Annotated in this window: 12 protein-coding genes; 8 read left to right on the top strand and 4 right to left on the bottom strand. The window is 38.0% G+C overall.

The annotated features are described in order from the left end of the window. Positions 1 to 136: 136 nt before the first annotated feature. A complete protein-coding gene (locus EWM59_RS22825; protein WP_130023568.1) occupies positions 137 to 1,180 on the bottom strand; it encodes a quinone-dependent dihydroorotate dehydrogenase in 1,044 nt (347 codons plus the stop codon). Positions 1,181 to 1,608: 428 nt separating this feature from the next. Between EWM59_RS22825 and EWM59_RS22820 the strand changes: the two genes are divergently transcribed. The 5 genes from EWM59_RS22820 to rpoN all read left to right on the top strand — a co-directional run bounded on the left by EWM59_RS22820 (position 1,609) and on the right by rpoN (position 10,160). Next, positions 1,609 to 2,235, top strand: a complete 627-nt coding sequence (locus EWM59_RS22820) for a TetR/AcrR family transcriptional regulator (RefSeq protein WP_130023567.1) — start codon at positions 1,609 to 1,611, stop codon at positions 2,233 to 2,235. Positions 2,236 to 2,251: 16 nt separating this feature from the next. Then, positions 2,252 to 3,580 (top strand): TolC family protein, encoded by a 1,329-nt coding sequence (locus EWM59_RS22815; protein ID WP_130023566.1) that lies wholly within the window; start codon positions 2,252 to 2,254, stop codon positions 3,578 to 3,580. Between the two features lie 58 nt (positions 3,581 to 3,638). Continuing rightward, entirely contained in the window at positions 3,639 to 4,811 is a 1,173-nt protein-coding gene (locus EWM59_RS22810; protein ID WP_130023565.1) for an efflux RND transporter periplasmic adaptor subunit, read from the top strand. A 175-nt stretch (positions 4,812 to 4,986) separates the two neighbouring features. Continuing rightward, complete coding sequence (locus EWM59_RS22805) at positions 4,987 to 8,379, top strand: efflux RND transporter permease subunit (RefSeq protein WP_130023578.1); 3,393 nt, start codon at positions 4,987 to 4,989, stop codon at positions 8,377 to 8,379. Positions 8,380 to 8,684: 305 nt separating this feature from the next. Continuing rightward, positions 8,685 to 10,160 (top strand): RNA polymerase factor sigma-54, encoded by a 1,476-nt coding sequence (gene rpoN, locus EWM59_RS22800; protein WP_130023564.1) that lies wholly within the window; start codon positions 8,685 to 8,687, stop codon positions 10,158 to 10,160. Between the two features lie 223 nt (positions 10,161 to 10,383). Here the strand turns inward: rpoN and EWM59_RS22795 are convergent, their stop codons facing one another. After that, on the bottom strand, positions 10,384 to 11,064 hold the full coding sequence (locus EWM59_RS22795) for a response regulator transcription factor (RefSeq protein ID WP_130023563.1): 681 nt from the start codon (positions 11,062 to 11,064) through the stop codon (positions 10,384 to 10,386). A 32-nt stretch (positions 11,065 to 11,096) separates the two neighbouring features. Then, the gene (locus EWM59_RS22790; RefSeq protein ID WP_130023562.1) at positions 11,097 to 13,052 is read right to left on the bottom strand and encodes a sensor histidine kinase; all 1,956 of its coding nucleotides are present in this window, start codon (positions 13,050 to 13,052) and stop codon (positions 11,097 to 11,099) included. Between the two features lie 154 nt (positions 13,053 to 13,206). Here EWM59_RS22790 and EWM59_RS22785 point away from each other — a divergent pair, with 154 nt between their 5' ends. Genes EWM59_RS22785 through EWM59_RS22775 form a run of 3 tightly spaced genes read left to right on the top strand, consistent with a single transcriptional unit; the run spans position 13,207 to position 16,463 of the window. Next, positions 13,207 to 14,052: an SGNH/GDSL hydrolase family protein gene (locus tag EWM59_RS22785; protein WP_130023561.1), complete on the top strand. Its 846-nt coding sequence runs from the start codon at positions 13,207 to 13,209 to the stop codon at positions 14,050 to 14,052. A gap of 27 nt (positions 14,053 to 14,079) precedes the next feature. Further along, on the top strand, positions 14,080 to 15,375 hold the full coding sequence (locus tag EWM59_RS22780; protein WP_130023560.1) for a flavin-containing monooxygenase: 1,296 nt from the start codon (positions 14,080 to 14,082) through the stop codon (positions 15,373 to 15,375). Between the two features lie 11 nt (positions 15,376 to 15,386). Further along, entirely contained in the window at positions 15,387 to 16,463 is a 1,077-nt protein-coding gene (locus EWM59_RS22775) for an aminotransferase class I/II-fold pyridoxal phosphate-dependent enzyme (protein WP_130023559.1), read from the top strand. 224 nt (positions 16,464 to 16,687) lie between these two features. Here the strand turns inward: EWM59_RS22775 and EWM59_RS27790 are convergent. Beyond that, positions 16,688 to 17,413: transposase family protein (locus EWM59_RS27790; protein ID WP_510186009.1), on the bottom strand; the 726-nt coding region annotated here is incomplete at its 5' end.

Raw genomic sequence — 17,413 nt, 5'->3', positions numbered from 1 at the left:
TGAATTAATTCTGTTTTTACATTGTATGTATATACATATAAAAACAAAAACACTTGAAAATAGTTTCAGGAAATAAAAAAATCATGCCAGCTACGACATGATTTTTTTATTAAAAACTGATAATCAATGTTTTATATTAAAATTTTTCTTTCAATATACCTTCACATATATCTTTTACGATTCCGGGGCCTTCGTAGATGAAGCCTGAATATACCTGTACTAGCGATGCGCCTGCTTTCAGTTTCTCAATAGCATCTTCTGCTGAATGAATACCACCTACCCCTATAATAGGAAATGCTTTTTTTGATTTTTCAGATAAATATCTGATTACTTCAGTTGAGCGTTTAGCCAGAGGTTTACCGCTCAGACCACCTGCACCTATTGCATCTACGTCTGCATTATCTGTTGTAAGGTCTTCACGGCTGATAGTGGTATTAGAGGCGATAACCCCCGAAATACGGGTTTCTTTTACAATTTCGATAATATCATCCAATTGTTCATTGGTTAAATCAGGCGCAATTTTCAATAAGATAGGTTTCGGTTTCGATTTACGGCCATTGTCTCTCTCTAAGGTTTTCAACAGATATTTTAAAGGTTCTTTCTCTTGCAAGGCACGTAAGCCAGGCGTATTGGGTGAGCTTACATTAATCACAAAGTAATCTACATAAGGATAGAGGTCGTTGAATGATTTGAGATAATCATAAACGGCATCATCGTTTTTGGTCAGTTTGTTCTTACCAATATTACCCCCTATAATAATTTTTGTTTTACGTTTACGCAATTGATTAGCCGCCGCTCCTGAACCTTCATTATTAAAGCCCATTCTATTAATCAGCGCTTCGTCTTGTTTTAATCTGAACAAGCGTGGTTTATCATTACCCATCTGTGCTCGTGGTGTAACTGTACCGATTTCAATAAAGCCAAAACCAAGATTTGATAATTCATCAGTCCAGAGCCCGTTTTTATCAAAACCTGCTGCCAGACCAACAGGATTCTTGAAACGCAAACCAAATATTTTACGCTCAAGTTTCTTGTCTTTCTTTTCATAAATCAATCTCAGAATGGCCGGCATGAATGGAATTTTGCACGCAAATTTCAATACATCCATTACTACATAATGAATCTTCTCGGCATCGTAGCGAGTCAGGTAGGGGAAGACAAATTTTTTATAAAAACTCATGAAGAATCAGGCCCTTATGCAGGCGTTGTTGTACGTTGTATAATTGTTAAATAGTTATCGGAAAGGAGGAATAAGATTAGTGTACAAAATTACAATTTACTACTCAATTTCCTTTATTTTTTAAGTATTAGATTTATTTTGTAAAAATGTATATATAAAAAGTGCAATTTTTTATTGATATATAACCATTGCCTGTGTAATTATTTCTTTGGAAAAACTGTTCTGTGGGAGTATAAACTAAGCTCATCCCCAAATTTTTACGGTTCATCATAATTTTGTAGCGATTTATCTGCTTGATAGTCAATTTTGTCTCACCAAAAACGGTTCTAAAAAAAATTATAAAAACTTTGAACCTTTTAAAAGTTTCCTCAGTTTCTGTCTTTAGAAAACCTTACTATTATGATAGCATAAAGACTTAAACAATGTAAATGGAAATCAGAGACAGAATTTTACAGACCGCTGAAACACTCTTCCGCAAATTTGGTATCAGGAGTGTAACAATGGACGACATAGCGTCCGAATTAGGGATTTCAAAAAAGACAATATACCAGAATTTTGAAGACAAAGACTCTATCGTTCATGAAATTGCCCGCCATAATATGATGTGCGACATGGAAGAATCAGAACGGATATATAAAGAATCAGCAAACCCTATCGAACAGGTCTTTAGAGAAGCGTCACTGCTGCGGAAGCAGGCATCAACGATTAATCCTGCTGTATTTTACGATTTAAAGAAGTATCACCCTAAAACCTGGCAATTTTTTCTGGAATATAACAAAGTTAATTTCCTGGAAATCGTAAAGAAGAATCTGAGAGAAGGGATAGAACAAGGATTTTACAGAGCAGACATTAATATAGAAATATTAGCTCGCTTGCGAATGGAAGAAGTAGAGTTTGCTTTTAACCGTGATGTTTTTCCACCGGAAAGATTTAATCAGACAGACGTTCATACTACATTCATAGACCATTTTTTAAGAGGAATTATGAGCCAAAAGGGTCTGGAATTTTACGAAAAATGCAAACAGGACAACGAGCCAGAGCATATCAATTTTTAATTAAACAATCAACTATATGAAAATAAAGTACCTGATTTTTTTCCTAATTTGTGGAATCTCCGCACAAGCCCAGCAAGCGTTTACCTTGCAACAGGCCATACAGTACGGAACCAAAAACCACCTATCCGTAAAAAATGCCGAGTTAGATATTATTGGAGCCGAACTGACAATCAAACAAATCAAAGCCTCCGGATTACCTCAGATAAATGGTAATTTTAGTTATACCTACAACGCAATCATTCCCACACAGCTCATAGACGCCAAAAACTTTGACCCTAATGCACCCGATGGTGCTGTAACCAAATTTAAGTTTGGTGTGCCCTGGGCAGGCCAGGCAGGTGTGGGTGTAAACCAGTTGATTTTTGATGCTACCTGGCTGGTAGGTCTCAAGGCTGCTCCGGTGTATCGTGAACTGGCAAGAAAAGGGGTAACTAATTCAAAAACTGCGGTAGCCGAAAACGTGGCCAAAGCCTATTACTCGGTACTGGTAGCTGAAGAAAGAAGTAAAATTCTGGATTTAAACATTGCACGCATTGATTCATTAATTAAAGAAATGAGAGTAATGAATCAGCAAGGCTTTATCGAAAAATTAGACCTTGACCGTCTCGAAGTACAACGTAATAATTTATTGACAGAGACTCAAAAGGTAAAAAACCTTATCATCTTAAGTCAGACCCTGTTAAAGTTTCAGATGGGCATGAAATTAGATGAGCCGATTGTGCTATCTGATAAATTGGCAGATGTGGATATTAAGCCTTTTACTATGTTAGAGTTTCAGGCAGTTGATTATGCAGGCCGCATAGAATACTCGACACTAATGGTACAAAGACAACTCATGCTTTTTGATAAAGAGCGGATACAAAAAGGAGTACTTCCGAAATTCTCATTCAACGGGTCGTTAGGAGCAGGGCATAGCAATACCCGTTTCAACCCATTCGAACGTTGGTTTGGCTCGTCAGCTTTAACACTGGGTATTCAGATACCTATTTATGACAGCGGGTTAAGAAAAATACAGTTACAGCAACAAGACCTTGCCTTAACCAAACTTGACTATAATGCCTTGTTGCTGAGAGAATCGTTTGATTTACAGGCAAAAACGGCAAGTATCAATATTAGAAATGGTTTAGAGAGCCTGACTGTGCAACAAAGAAATCTGGATTTGGCACAAGAGGTAGTAAGAGTTACTAAAATCAAATATCAGGCAGGACAAGGTACTAACATTGAGGTAGTGAATGCCGAATCAGCACTAAAAGAAGCACAAACCAATTATTTCGCCGCTTTGTATGATGTACTCATAGCTAAGGTAGATTTAGACAAAGCATTAGGCAAACTAATAGTGGAATAACAGTTTCATCAAATCACAACAATTCACGATTACAAGCATTAAATAAAACACATTTCGTATGAAAAATATATTTCTTATTTATTACAAAGCTAAAACGGTATTTTCAAGTATAGCATTTGCTTTAACAGTTGTCATACTGGTTGCGTCTTGCTCGAAAGGGGGAGGTGATAAAGTGAGTCAGAAGAAAGAAGAGTTAGCCAAACTACAGGCAGAAGAAAAAACAATCTCGGAAAAAATTCAGAAACTACAAGCCGAACTGAATATTCTTGACCCAAACAAAGAAGAAGAAAAAGTAATAAGTGTAACTACTACACCTATTGCATCACAGAATTTCAAACACTTTGTTGAGTTTCAGGGAAGATTAGATGCCAAGAACAATATTTTTGTTTCACCACAGGTAGGAGGGGCTATCACGAACCTTTATGTAAAAGAAGGCGACTATGTAAAACAAGGTCAGGTAATAGCTACGATTGATAACTCGGTAATGAAACAATCTCAGCAAGAGATTGAAGTACAGTTAGAGACAGCAAAGGTGTTTTATGAAAAACAAAAAAACCTTTGGGACCAGAAGATTGGTACAGAAGTACAATACATTCAGGCGAAGAGTAACGTAGAAGCATTGGAAAAACGTCTGGCTACTTTACAAACGCAATTGGGAATGACAAAAGTAACAGCCCCGATGAATGGCTTTGTAGATGAGATACGCCAGCGTGCAGGCGAATTGGCCGCTCCGGGTTTAGGTATTGTCAGAATTGTTAATTCTAACGATTTGAAAGTAGTTGCACAGGCAGCCGATTCTTATGCCGGAACAATTAAACAAGGTGATATGGTAACCGTGAAATTTCCGGATTTAGGAAAAGAAACCACCGCAAAACTAACGTTTGTGAGCCAGACAGTTAATCAGGCCTCGCGTACATTTACCATTGAAGCATCAGTTCCGAAAATCGATCCTCAATTAAAACCTAATATGACTGCCGTAATGAATGTAAACGACCAGTCGAAAAAAGATGCTATTATCATCAACAGAAACCTTATTCAGCAAGATGAGTCTGGTAACATTGTATATGTAGCAGTAACTGAGGGTGGCAAGAAAGTAGCACGTAGCCGTAAAATTACCACAGGTCTTACTTATGGCGGCGATATTGAAATTGTATCAGGATTACAAGCGGGAGATTTGTTGATTACCCAGGGCTATCAGGATTTAGTAGATGGTCAGGCGGTAAGTTTCTAATCAGAAACAGCTTCTTATAGAAGCGAAAAGTATGGTATTACACAATCAGACCATATTTTTTCTGTGCCTTCATATAAATATTTAAACAATCATAAAAGCCGGTCAGTGGTTTTAGATTATGGAAAAAGACAAATTTCAACAATTACAGGAACAGGATATTCCACACGGAAGTGGAATGATCTACAATATGGTTCGTTGGTTAGGAAACAACCAGACCACGGTCTATATTTTCACAACAATGATATTTCTGGCAGGGTTAGGAATATACTTCAATCTTCCGAAAGAGCAGTTCCCTGATATTAAAGTGCCACAGATTTATGTACAGACTATTTACTTTGGTACTACCCCGGCAGATATTGAGAACGTAATCAATAAACCCATTGAAAAGCAGTTAAAGACTATTACAGGCGTAAAACGTATCACATCAAATGCCCTACAAGACGTTTCGGTGATTATGGTAGAGTTTAACCCTGATGTACAGATTGAAGCCGCTTTACAAAGGGTACGTGATGCCATTGATAAAGCGAGAAGAGATTTACCACAGAAAGTTGATAGTGGCCCGACAGCCCAGGATGTAAACTTCTCGGAGTTTCCTATCATGAACATTAACCTGGCTGGTAATTTCCCTTTAGAAAAACTGAAAGATTATGCAGAAGAACTACAAGATGATATAGAGTCGTATCCTGAAATTACGAAAGTTGACATTGTGGGTACCTTGAAAAGAGAGATTCAGATTAATCTCGACCTGTACAAAATGCAATCTACAGGGTTGACTTTCTATGATATTCAATCCGCTATTCAGGGAGAAAATATCAATATCTCGGGTGGTGAGTTGAATGTGGACAATGTACGTCGTACGATTCGTGTGAAAGGGGAGTTCAAAGATGTGTATCAGATTCAGGATGTACAGGTGCGCAGTTCAACAGGAGCAACTGTCAGATTAGGTGATGTAGCAGAAGTAGTAGATAGCGCCGAAGAACAACAGGATTTTGCCCGTCTGGATAACAATCGGGTAGTAACCCTGAACGTAATCAAAAGAGCAGGTGCAAGTGTAATTGATGTGTCAGAACGCATTGAAGTATTATTGGAAAAATACCGTAAAGAACGTTTCCCTAAAGGATTGGAGGCAAGAATCACAGCCGATACTTCAGAACGTGTGAAAAGTGAAATTGCCGACTTGATAAACACGGTAGTTTTAGGGTTCATTTTCGTGGTAATTGTATTGATGTTCTTTATGGGTGTGCGGGATGCCATTTTCGTAGGTTTATCTGTACCTCTTTCAGCGCTGATTGCCTTTATCCCTTTACAGTTCTCGGGCTTTACCTTAAATACAATCGTTCTTTTTGCTTTTCTCTTAGGCTTGGGTATTGTGGTTGACGATGCCATTGTGGTTATCGAAAATGCCCACCGCTTATTTAACAGGTTTAAGAACCTGAGCATTAAAGAGGCCGTGAGTCTGGCTGCATCAGAAGTATTTTTACCTGTATTATCAGGTACCTTAACTACTATTGCGCCATTTTTCCCGCTTTTATTCTGGCCGGGTATCGTAGGTGAGTTCATGAAGTTCCTGCCTATTACGCTTATCTATACTTTGTTTGCCTCTTTAATTGTGGCGTATGTAATCAACCCGGTATTTGCTATCTCATTTATGAGACGCCATGAAGACGAACAACATGAAGATACAAGTTTCAAAAGTATCCGTCGCCCGTTAATTATTATGGCTATTGTGGCATTACCTGCATATTTTATCAATGTAGGTATCGGTAACTTTATCGTTTTGATGGCTATCCTGTATGTGTTCAACCATTTTGTATTAACACCAAAAGTGATTATTCCTTTTCAGGATAAAGCCCTGCCACGTTTTAAAAATGCGTACAGAAAATTGATTGCCTGGATTATCACAGGTTACCGCCCGGTATTTGCTGTATTGGCGATGGTTGCGTTATTTTTTGTAACTATTTTCATGTTAGGAGTTGTTCAACCTAAAGTGATTTTCTTTCCAAGTGGAGACCCTGACTATATTTATGTGTATAATGTAATGCCTGTAGGTACCGATGCCAGAGTAACCGACTCGGTAACTAAAGTAATAGAGCGTAAAGTATTTGGTGTAATTAAGAAAAATAAGGCAGAACCAGCGATCAACTCTGTTATTTCGAACGTTGGTAAAAATGCCGGAGACCCATTTAATCCTGACCGTTCGGCAACCCCTCATAAATCGAAGGTAACAGTAGCTTTTGTAAAGAAAGAAGAGCGGGGAGACATTTCGTCGCAGAAACTATTGGATGAAATGAGAAACGAGATTAAGGGGATTCCCGGAACTGAAATCTCGGTACAACGTGAAAATAACGGTCCGCCGACAGGAAAACCAATTTCAATTGAAATATCGGGTGATGATTTCAATACTTTGATAGGTCTGGAGAAAGAAGTTCGCAAGAATATTCAAAAAGAGAATATCAAAGGTATTGAAGAGTTAAAATCTGATTTGATTACCAATAAGCCTGAAATCATTGTTGATGTAGACAAAGTAAAGGCACAACGAGAGGGTATCAGTACTTCACAGGTGGCTTTGGCTATTCGTACAGCCTTGTTTGGAGCCGAGGTATCAAAATTCAGAGACGATAAAGATGAATACCCGATTCAGTTGCGCTTAAAAGCCGACGACCGAAATCAAGTTGAGAAACTACTGAGCATGAATATTACTTACCGTGATATGAACATGGGAGGAGTATTACGTCAGGTTCCGCTCAATTCAATTGCCAATATCAGTTATTCAACTACCTTCAGTCAGATTAACCGTAAAAACCAGTCCAGAATCATTACGCTGGGTTCAGAGGTACTGAATGGCTACAATGCCAATGAAATTGTGGCTGAGATTCAAAGTAAGGTTATTGACAAAATGGAAGTTCCAAGTGGTTATATTGTGAAAATGGGAGGGGAGCAGGAAGAACAAATGGAGTCGATGATGTTCCTGATGGGCGCATTAGGTGCTGCGGTATTACTAATCTATCTGATTCTGGCTACACAATTCAACTCTGTAGTAAAACCGATTATCATCTTTGTTACCATCTTACTATCGTTTATCGGGGTATTCTTAGGTTTTATGGTATTCGGCATGACCTTCTCAATCATCATGTCAGGTGTGGGTATCATTGCTTTGGCAGGTATTGTGGTGAAGAACGGTATTCTACTCATAGAGTTTACAGATGAGTTGAGAGAAAGAGGTTATCCATTAAAACAGGCCATTATTGAAGCAGGTGGCGTACGTCTGACTCCGGTGTTATTGACAGCCTCTGCGGCAGTATTAGGTCTTGTACCTCTGGCCTTAGGTTTAAGTATGGATTTCGTTACCTTGTTTACTGAATTTAACCCTCATATCTTTATCGGAGGCGATAGTGCCGTATTCTGGGGAATCCTTGCCTGGACAATTATTTTCGGTCTGACGTTCTCAACCGTACTTACTTTGGTGATAGTGCCCTGTATGTATTACATCAACGAGAGGGTAAGAGATAAATACTTCCGTAAAAAGAAGAAAACAGCATTGACTGAAACCAAAGAAGCAGTTGCTTAAGATAGCCATTTCTGAGGCTAAGAAACCCCATGAGATATACGTATCTTGTGGGGTTTGTTTTTTAAAATTAGACTTTTTTAAAAAAAATATAAGTTTTTTTAAGGGATTTTTTCAGAGAGTTAAATTTCTTATAGTCAATGAGTTATATATTTATTTCTTAAAAACAGCAATTTTTTTGGCTAAAAACTTGTTCGTTAATAAAAAAATATATTCCTTTAATCATTGTCTCACATTCTTTTGGCACGAAAAATGTGGAGAGGGTCTGTAAAAGACCCTATTATCAATGAAAAAACTCTACGTCTCACATGCAAAAATTAAGTCTCAATCAATCCCTTCAACAGAGGCTGTCCCCTCAACAGATTCAGTTTATTAAACTGTTACAAATTCCTACGGCTGAACTCGAACAAAGAATAGAAGAGGAACTTGAAATAAATCCTGCTTTGGAAGAAGGCATGGACATGGATGACCGTGTGAAAGACGAATATGAGGAAGATGACTATGGCGACGATTATGATGAATATGGAGAGTATGAACGATATGAGGGGCTTGATGTAAAACAATATCTGGATCAGGACGATTATGCAGGGTATAAAATGTATGGTGATGGCTGGGGAGACGATGACAGAGACGTAATGCCTGTAGTAGCTACCAGTACACTGGCTGAGTCGCTGGTTCAACAATTAGGGTACCTACGCTTAGATTCAAGACAGGAAGCAATTGGTATGCAACTCATAGGAAGCATTGAAGAAGACGGCTACATCCGCCGCCCACTTCGTTCTATCTGTAATGACCTGGCCTTTACGCAGAATATTTATACTACCGAAGAAGAACTTACTTCCATACTCAGAAAGGTACAGACTTTTGAGCCTGCAGGTATTGGGGCAAGAGATTTAAGAGAATGCCTTCTATTGCAATTAGATAGAAAAGACCTCAATGATGTAGAGGTAGAAATAGCAGTTAAGATTATTACTGATTATTTCGATGAGTTTACAAAGAAGCACTTCGAGAAGATTCAGAGACGGCTGGATATCGATGATACTGTCATGAAAGAAGCTATCAGAATCATTACACGTCTGAATCCGAAGCCGGGTAATACCGGTAATGGCGATAGCACAGCAGCGTATCTGATGGCTGATTTTATTGTAACCAACAATAACGGTAAATTAGATGTAATTCTGAATTCTAAAAATGCACCTGAATTGCGTGTAAGCCGCTCTTTTGCCGAAATGCTTGATACCTATGATAAAACCGACAAAAACGGTTCAGCACAGCATAAAAGCATTAAAGAGACAGTAACCTTTGTTAAACAGAAATTAGATGCAGCCAAGTGGTTTATTGATGCTATTAAACAACGTCAGCAAACGCTTTTAAAAACCATGAAAGCCATTGTTGAGTACCAAAGAGACTTTTTTCTGGATGGTGATGAGTCGAAACTGAGACCGATGATTCTGAAAGATATTGCCAATCGTATCGAAATGGATATCTCAACTGTTTCACGTGTAGCCAATAGTAAAGCCGTACAAACCGATTTTGGTATTTATCCTTTAAAATACTTCTTCTCTGAGGGTATAGCTACCGATTCAGGTGAAGATGCCTCAAGTCGTGAAGTAAAAAACATTCTGAAAGAATTGATTGAAAATGAGCCTAAAAACTCACCACTTTCTGACGATAAATTAGAAAAGATGCTGAACAAACGTGGTTATAATATTGCACGCCGCACGGTTGCCAAATACCGTGAGCAACTCAATATTCCGGTAGCCCGTTTACGTAAGCAATTGTAATTTTCTTAAAAATCCCCAACGAAACCTTACAACAAAAAAGTCAGCACTTCTTAGAAGTGCTGACTTTTTTGTTGTTTGTGGCGCAAACGTCCCGTTCGTCGCACGTATTAAGAGTAAATATTTAAAAGTTTCTACTTATAATTCTTATTTGAATTACTTTAAAGTAGTTTTTGATGTCTAATGGAAAAGCAGCGAACGGGACGTTCGCGCCACAAATAGCTTACTACACAATCAATTTAAAACCCTCGCCGTGCATATTCATGATTTGTATAGAAGCATCATCTTTCAGGTGCTTACGGAGTTTAGTAATATACACATCCATGCTCCGGGCATTGAAATAGCTGTCGTCTCCCCAAATTAGTTTTAGTGCAAAACTTCTGCTAACCGACTGGTTTTTGTTCTGACATAATAGTTTTAATAATTCAGCTTCTTTGGTAGTCAGCTTATTCTGAGAATCATTATGGGCTAAAGTATTGGTTTGGGCATCAAAAGAATACTCTCCTATTTTGAAAACGGTAGACGGAACATCTGTTTCCTGTTTATTGATGCGGCGTAAGATGGCTTTCATACGCATCAATAATTCTTCCATGCTGAAGGGCTTGGTAATATAATCGTCTGCACCTACTTTAAACCCCTGAATAGTATCCTCTTTCATTGATTTGGCCGTCAGGAAGATAATGGGTACTTCTTTATCTTTCATCCGTATTTCTTTAGCCAAAGAAAACCCGTCTTTTTTCGGCATCATCACATCGCAGATACACATATCATAATTGCCTTTTTCAATAAACATCCTGATACCCTCTTCACCATTTCTCGCCAGGTCTGTATCATACCCTTTTGCTGTCAGGTACTCTTGCAAGAGCATACCTAAGTTGGGATCATCTTCTGTCAATAAAACTTTCATATAGTAGCCCTCATGGGTTTAAAAATACAACACTACACTCGTCTGTTCAAAGGCAGATATACTTCAAAACTACTGCCCTCTCCTATTTTACTTTCAACCTGTATCATACCCTGATGCGACTCTACCATCTTTTTCACATAGCTCAAACCCAAGCCAAACCCTTTCACATCGTGCAGATTCCCGGTTGGTACCCGATAAAACCGTTCAAAAATCTTATTCAACTGGTCTTTTGTCATGCCAAGACCTTTGTCGGCAATCGTAATTTTCAGAAACTCATCTTCATTCTCTGTCTTTATTGTAATATCAGGGTTTTCAGGCGAATACTTATTGGCATTGTCGAGTAAGTTGAAGATAATATTAGTCAAGTGTACATCATCTGCCTCAATCTCATGGTTTTCTGCATCTAATTCCAGATGTACAAGGCCATTCTTTTGCTCAATCTGCACGCTCAGGTTATTTAGTACCTGTTCAATGGTTTCATGGATATTTACCCTTTCTAATTTCAACTTTACATCTCCCTTATCTAATAAGGCCATTTGCAAGACCTTTTCAACCTGTGTACCTAAACGGCGGTTTTCATCCTGAATAATATTCAGATAACGATTCATCTTGGTATTATCTTTCTTCACTTCGTTGTCTTTCATTACTTCTACTGCCAGAGAGATAGTAGAAATAGGTGTTTTAAACTCATGAGTCATATTATTAATGAAATCGTTCTTGATAGTAGCCAGTTTTTTCTGTTTCAGCATGGTATTTACCGAAGTATAGAAGATACCACCAATCATCAATATCAGCAGTACTGAACTGGCAAAAACTGTCCACATATTACGCAGAATAAATCCTTGGGTATCGGCAAAATGCACATATAAGAAATGGTTCTGCGGCTGTAAATCGCTTGGAAAAAGTTGTACCCGATAAGCGTCTTTAATAATGTTCGGGATAGAGTTTTCCGCAAACGAAGCAAATATCATATTACTGCTATTCTTTACAATATACTGGTAAGGAATAGTAATCCCTCTACTTTTCAGCTCTTTTTTCAAAAGTGTATCTAAAGAAATACGGTCAAGGCGTTGGTGTATGTCACGAGCCCCATGAATGACATCAGTTAATACGCCTTTTACTAATTCTGCTTTATTTTTGGTGCGTTCAAGATTGGCCTGTGTAGGACTTACCTGCGGCTCTTCTGTTTTTACTTTAGGTTTTTCGGCAGCTTTATGTTTTTTTGGTTTTATATATACTGTATGTGTCGTATCAATGGCAGGGGTAGTAATGGTATAGCCAAAACTAAAACCGCTACTTTGGTCGTCAATGCCACCAATACTCAAAATCTGGTGATTTTCATTCGCATTTTTATTCAGTATCAAAACTTGACGGTTAAATTCTTTAATTAAATCATCAGCCGTTTTTTGCCGCATCAGGTTATTTCGTATGGGATGGCTCAAATCTTCCATTACCAGATTTTGTTCTTCCAGCATTTCTTTGATTAAATCCATCTGACGAACGGGGATTTCAAGCAAACGGGTTGTTCCAAATACATCGGTAACAGCTACAGTATTGCTCCCTCGGCCTGTTCTTTGTCTTACCTTTGCCAGATGCTCAGAACCCTGTGGTGCATCATAAGTTTGATAACCCTTATAAGGATTAAACTCTTGTGGGAAAACCGGATTTAGCGGAGACTCGGGAGCGAAGACTGCACCAAAATCGTCGTTCTGTTCAACTTTTACGGGTTTGGGTATTCTTTTCTTTTCCTGTTTCTTCTGTGTAATAGCCAGCAGTTTTTTCTGTTCTTCCAATTTCATTTTTTGGTTGGCCAGAAAAATAATTTCCTGTTTTTCAATTTTTTTAACCGTTTCCTGCAAAGCATCCGTTACATTCCGGTCAAACTGCTCTTGTCTGACAGATATGGCATTCTCAATCCAGTACCATTGAAAGGTGATTAAACCTATCAGCGCAATGAGCATAAATATGATTATATTCCTGAAATTCATCTTCTATTTCTTTTACCTAAACTAACACTTTATAATAAAACAAAGTTATTCCACGAAATTAACGCCAATCAAGTAAAAATTTGTCTTATTTAACACTTTTTAACATCAAATATTATCTTTAGGTTTACATTTTCAATCATTATTCCAACCTTAAATGCTCTGGGTTTTATTAATCGGCTTTTTGATACTGCTGGTGCTTACTTATATCTGGATATGGAAAAAAATTACCCGTGATAGGCCCGACAGCTACCCCACACTACAAAACAGACAAAAATTAGATGCTTCAAAAAAAACACTGGTATGTTTTGGAGATAGCATTACACACGGCAATGTGAGCTATAATTGGGTGAGTGATGTAGGAAAGCTATTGCATGAGTTACAGGTACTCAATGCCGGAATTAATTCAGACCTTACTTTTTCGCTACTCAAACGTATTGATGACGTAATAGCCTGCCAACCGGATTTCATCACGATTCTTATTGGAACAAATGATGTAAATGCCACAATGAAAAAAGATCTGGAAGATAGTTATAAACAAACCGGGCGTATTCCGGAAAATATAAAACCTGATTTTGAGTCATTCAAGAAAAACTATCAGGAAATTATTCTTCGTCTGAAACAAAACACGCATGCCAGAATCGCTTTGCTGTCTTTACCGATAATTGGTGAAGATTTGAACCATGAGGTAAATAAAAAAGCAGATAAATACAGTGAGTTTATAAAAGAACTGGCACATACGCAACAATTAACCTATCTGCCTTTGCGAGAAAAACAGAAAGCGTATTTATTGGCTCATGTAAAGCCATTGAAATATACATTTGAAGAAACCTATAAACTGCTGATACTTTCTATTATCAATCATTTTTTCTTAGGAAAAGACTGGGATTATATCACCCAAAAACATGGTTATCAGCTTACACCCGATAATATCCACCTTAATTCAATTTCGGGAGGAATGGTGCGGGAACTGGTGAAAAACTTTATTACAACAGCCTATTAGTTTATTCAAATCTATTACCTATAATTTATGAAGCAGATTTGTATCATTGGCGCAGGTTCTTCTGGAATCGTGGCAGCTAAAACTATGAAAGAAAATGACATCAGTTTTGATTGTTTCGAAAAAGGCTCAGATATAGGCGGAAACTGGCGATTTAACAATGATAACGGTGTTTCGTCGGCCTATCGTTCCTTACACATCAATACCAATCGGATAGCAATGGCTTATACCGACTTTCCGATGCCTGACGATTACCCCATGTACCCTCACCACAGCCATATTATTAAATATTTTGAGAAATATGTAGAGCATTTTGGTATCCGTGATTACATCACCTTTAATACAGCCGTTACTGAGGTAAGCCAACAGCCCGACGGCACCTATAAGGTTAAACTTGATAACGGAGAAACAAGAACATATCAGCATATTATTGTAGCCAATGGGCATCACTGGAAGCCCCGTATGCCTACCCCTGCTTTTAAAGGTACTTTTACAGGAGAAATTATTCACTCACATTACTATAAAGAATCAGAACAGGTAAAAGGGAAAGATGTATTGATTGTAGGCATTGGCAATTCTGCGGTAGATATTGCCGCCGAAGCTGCAAGATTGCATACAGGTAAAGTAGTGATTTCGACAAGAAGTAGTGCACATATTACCCCAAGCTGGCTTTTCAGTATGCCCTTTGATATGCTGGCAAATCCATTGACCTCAAAATTGCCTTTGTCACTACAACGCCTGACCCTAAAATTAGTCTTGTGGCTGGCAAGAGGTAAGCAGGAGAACTTTGGGGTGCCTAAGCCTAAAAGAAAATTATTAAGCGAGCATCCGACCGTTTCGCAGGATTTACTCCATCTTTCGGGCAGGGGTGCAATCAAGTTTAAACCCAATATCAAAGAGTTTAAGGGTAAAACAGTTGTTTTTGAAGATGGCAGTAGTCAGGACTTTGATATGGTGATTTATGCCACGGGGTATAAAATATCATTTCCTTTTCTGAAACACTATGCAGAATTTGATATAGAAGAGTCAAACAGTATAAGGCTTTATAAAAGAGTTATCCACCCCGATTTTCCGAATATTTTCTTTATCGGACTTCTACAGCCTTTAGGCGCTATTATGCCACTGGCTGAACTACAAACCAGATGGATAGCAAAGATTGTTAAAGGAGAATGTAAATTGCCGCAAAAAGAGGAAATGATGCGTTCGATAGAAGAAGACGCTAAAAAACTTCATAAACAGTTTGATGAATCACCCAGACATACCTTAGAAGTAGATTTCTTTGGCTATAAAAGCAGTGTAGAGAAAGAAATGAAAAGAGCAAAATAGTAGAAAAGAAGATGCACAACGATTTTATTATTCACCAACAACCATCAAATAAAATCAGGTTAGGAGACCACGACTATCATTTTTTTAGTGGTACGTCTTATCTGGGTATGAATCAGGATATTGATTTTAGAGAGCTATTAATAGAAGGGGTATATCGTTACGGAATGTCATTTGGTAGTTCCCGAAACGGGAATTTGCAATTGGCTGTTTATGAAGAAGCTGAAAATAAAATGGCTGCCTGGGTAGGGGCGGAAAAAGCCCTTACGCTGTCGTCTGGTATGTTGGCAGGGCAAGTGGTAGCTCAATATTTTAAAACCCAAAATGTACACTATTTCTACGCCCCACAGAGCCACTCTGCCAACTTTCATGAGCCCACCATCCAATTGCCGTCTATAGGTTTTCAGGAATGGACAAAAGTGATAGCAAACCAAATTAAAGAAGCTAATACGGCACATTCAGTGATTGTATGCAATTCTACAGATGGGCTACGGGCTACAACGTATGATTTTGACTGGATAAATGACTTGCCTGAAAATCAACCTATTACTTTAATTATAGATGATTCGCATGGTTTAGGCATTACAGGCAAAAATGGTGCGGGTATTTTTCAGCATATTTCAGTAAAACCTAATATCCGGTTTATTGTAGTCTCGTCTTTGCATAAAGCGATGGGCATTCCGGGAGGGGTAGTTTTTAGTGATGCAGCCACTATTGAAATATTAAGACATACGGCTTTTTTTGCCTCTTGCTCACCAATTGCTCCGGCATATCTATATGCTTATGTAAAAGCAAGCGAGATTTACCAAAGGAATTTTGAACGTTTATTAGGTAATATTGAGCATTTTACTACTCAATTGCAGTCAGCAAAATCTTTATTCAGTTTTCAGCCAGCCTATCCGGTCTTTTATACCTCACAAGATGCACTCTATGATTATCTGTTCAGAAATGATATTTTCATTTATAGCTTTGCCTATCCTATCAGAACAGGTAAACCCAATACCAGAGTTGTAATAAGTGCCTGGCATGATACCGGGCAGATAGATTTACTTGCCATGAAGTGTAATGAGTTTATGGAGCATATAGATTAGCCACAATGTTCACTAAAGTAGGCTTTCCTTGGAAATTCTCTTAGATAAAATATTCTAACGACAAGACACTCAAAAATCTGAGTGTCTTGTTGATTTTCAAAGAGCAACATCTTTAAAAAGTACAATCTATCGTGAGTTTTTCGTCAATTGAGACTTTTCTGTTTACGAGTAGACACACTGAACCACCCCATTTTATGGGTGAGTTTTGATATGAAATTTTCAATTTAAGCGGCCATTTGGGCTTGCCTTTGAGCTTTCTGTCTTCGTTTGGCAATCAAAACAGCATTGGCAGTGTGAATACCGAAAAATAGCCAAACTTGTTCGTTGTCAGGACTTCTGGCTTTGTTCTTATGCAAGAGGTAATGTTCCTTTTCATTACCAAAACTGCCTTCTAAACGTGTAGCTCTTTCTTTATTAAGTACTGCTTTGATTTGTTTGGTAGCTTTATCATCTTTTCCAGTACCCTTTCTAATAAAGTTGGTCTGGATGTTCTTCTGAGTAGTATATTTACGATTTTCATTGGTAGCATAAATCCTGTCAGCAGCTATATGGGTACATAGACCAAAAGTACTTTTATGTTTGACTATACTGATTTTCAGACGTTTACACTCATTGAAGGCTTCATAACTTCCATATTCAATTATGCTGATTCCACCTACCTGCAACTTATGAACCTTCATTCCGAACTCTAAGGGTTTATTCTCTTTTCCCCTGATAATGGGTCTGAGGTAGGGTTTGTACAAACTTACTATCCGGTTTGGTATCTTGGCTTGTGGGTGTAAGTATCTCTGTTTTTGCTGTTGATAAACCAGTTTAATGGTCTTAAATGTTTCAGCGTCTACCATACTTAATCCTTTCGCTTGAGTTTGATTGAGCAGGGATTGATAGGCTTCTATTCCTTTATCCAACAATTTTAGTAAAGCATTTTGCCTGCTTCTGGTTTTTCTATA

The sequence above is a fragment of the Emticicia agri genome (genome assembly GCF_004168285.1).
Lineage (GTDB): Bacteria > Bacteroidota > Bacteroidia > Cytophagales > Spirosomataceae > Emticicia > Emticicia agri.
This window is presented reverse-complemented; position numbering and strand designations above follow the sequence as displayed.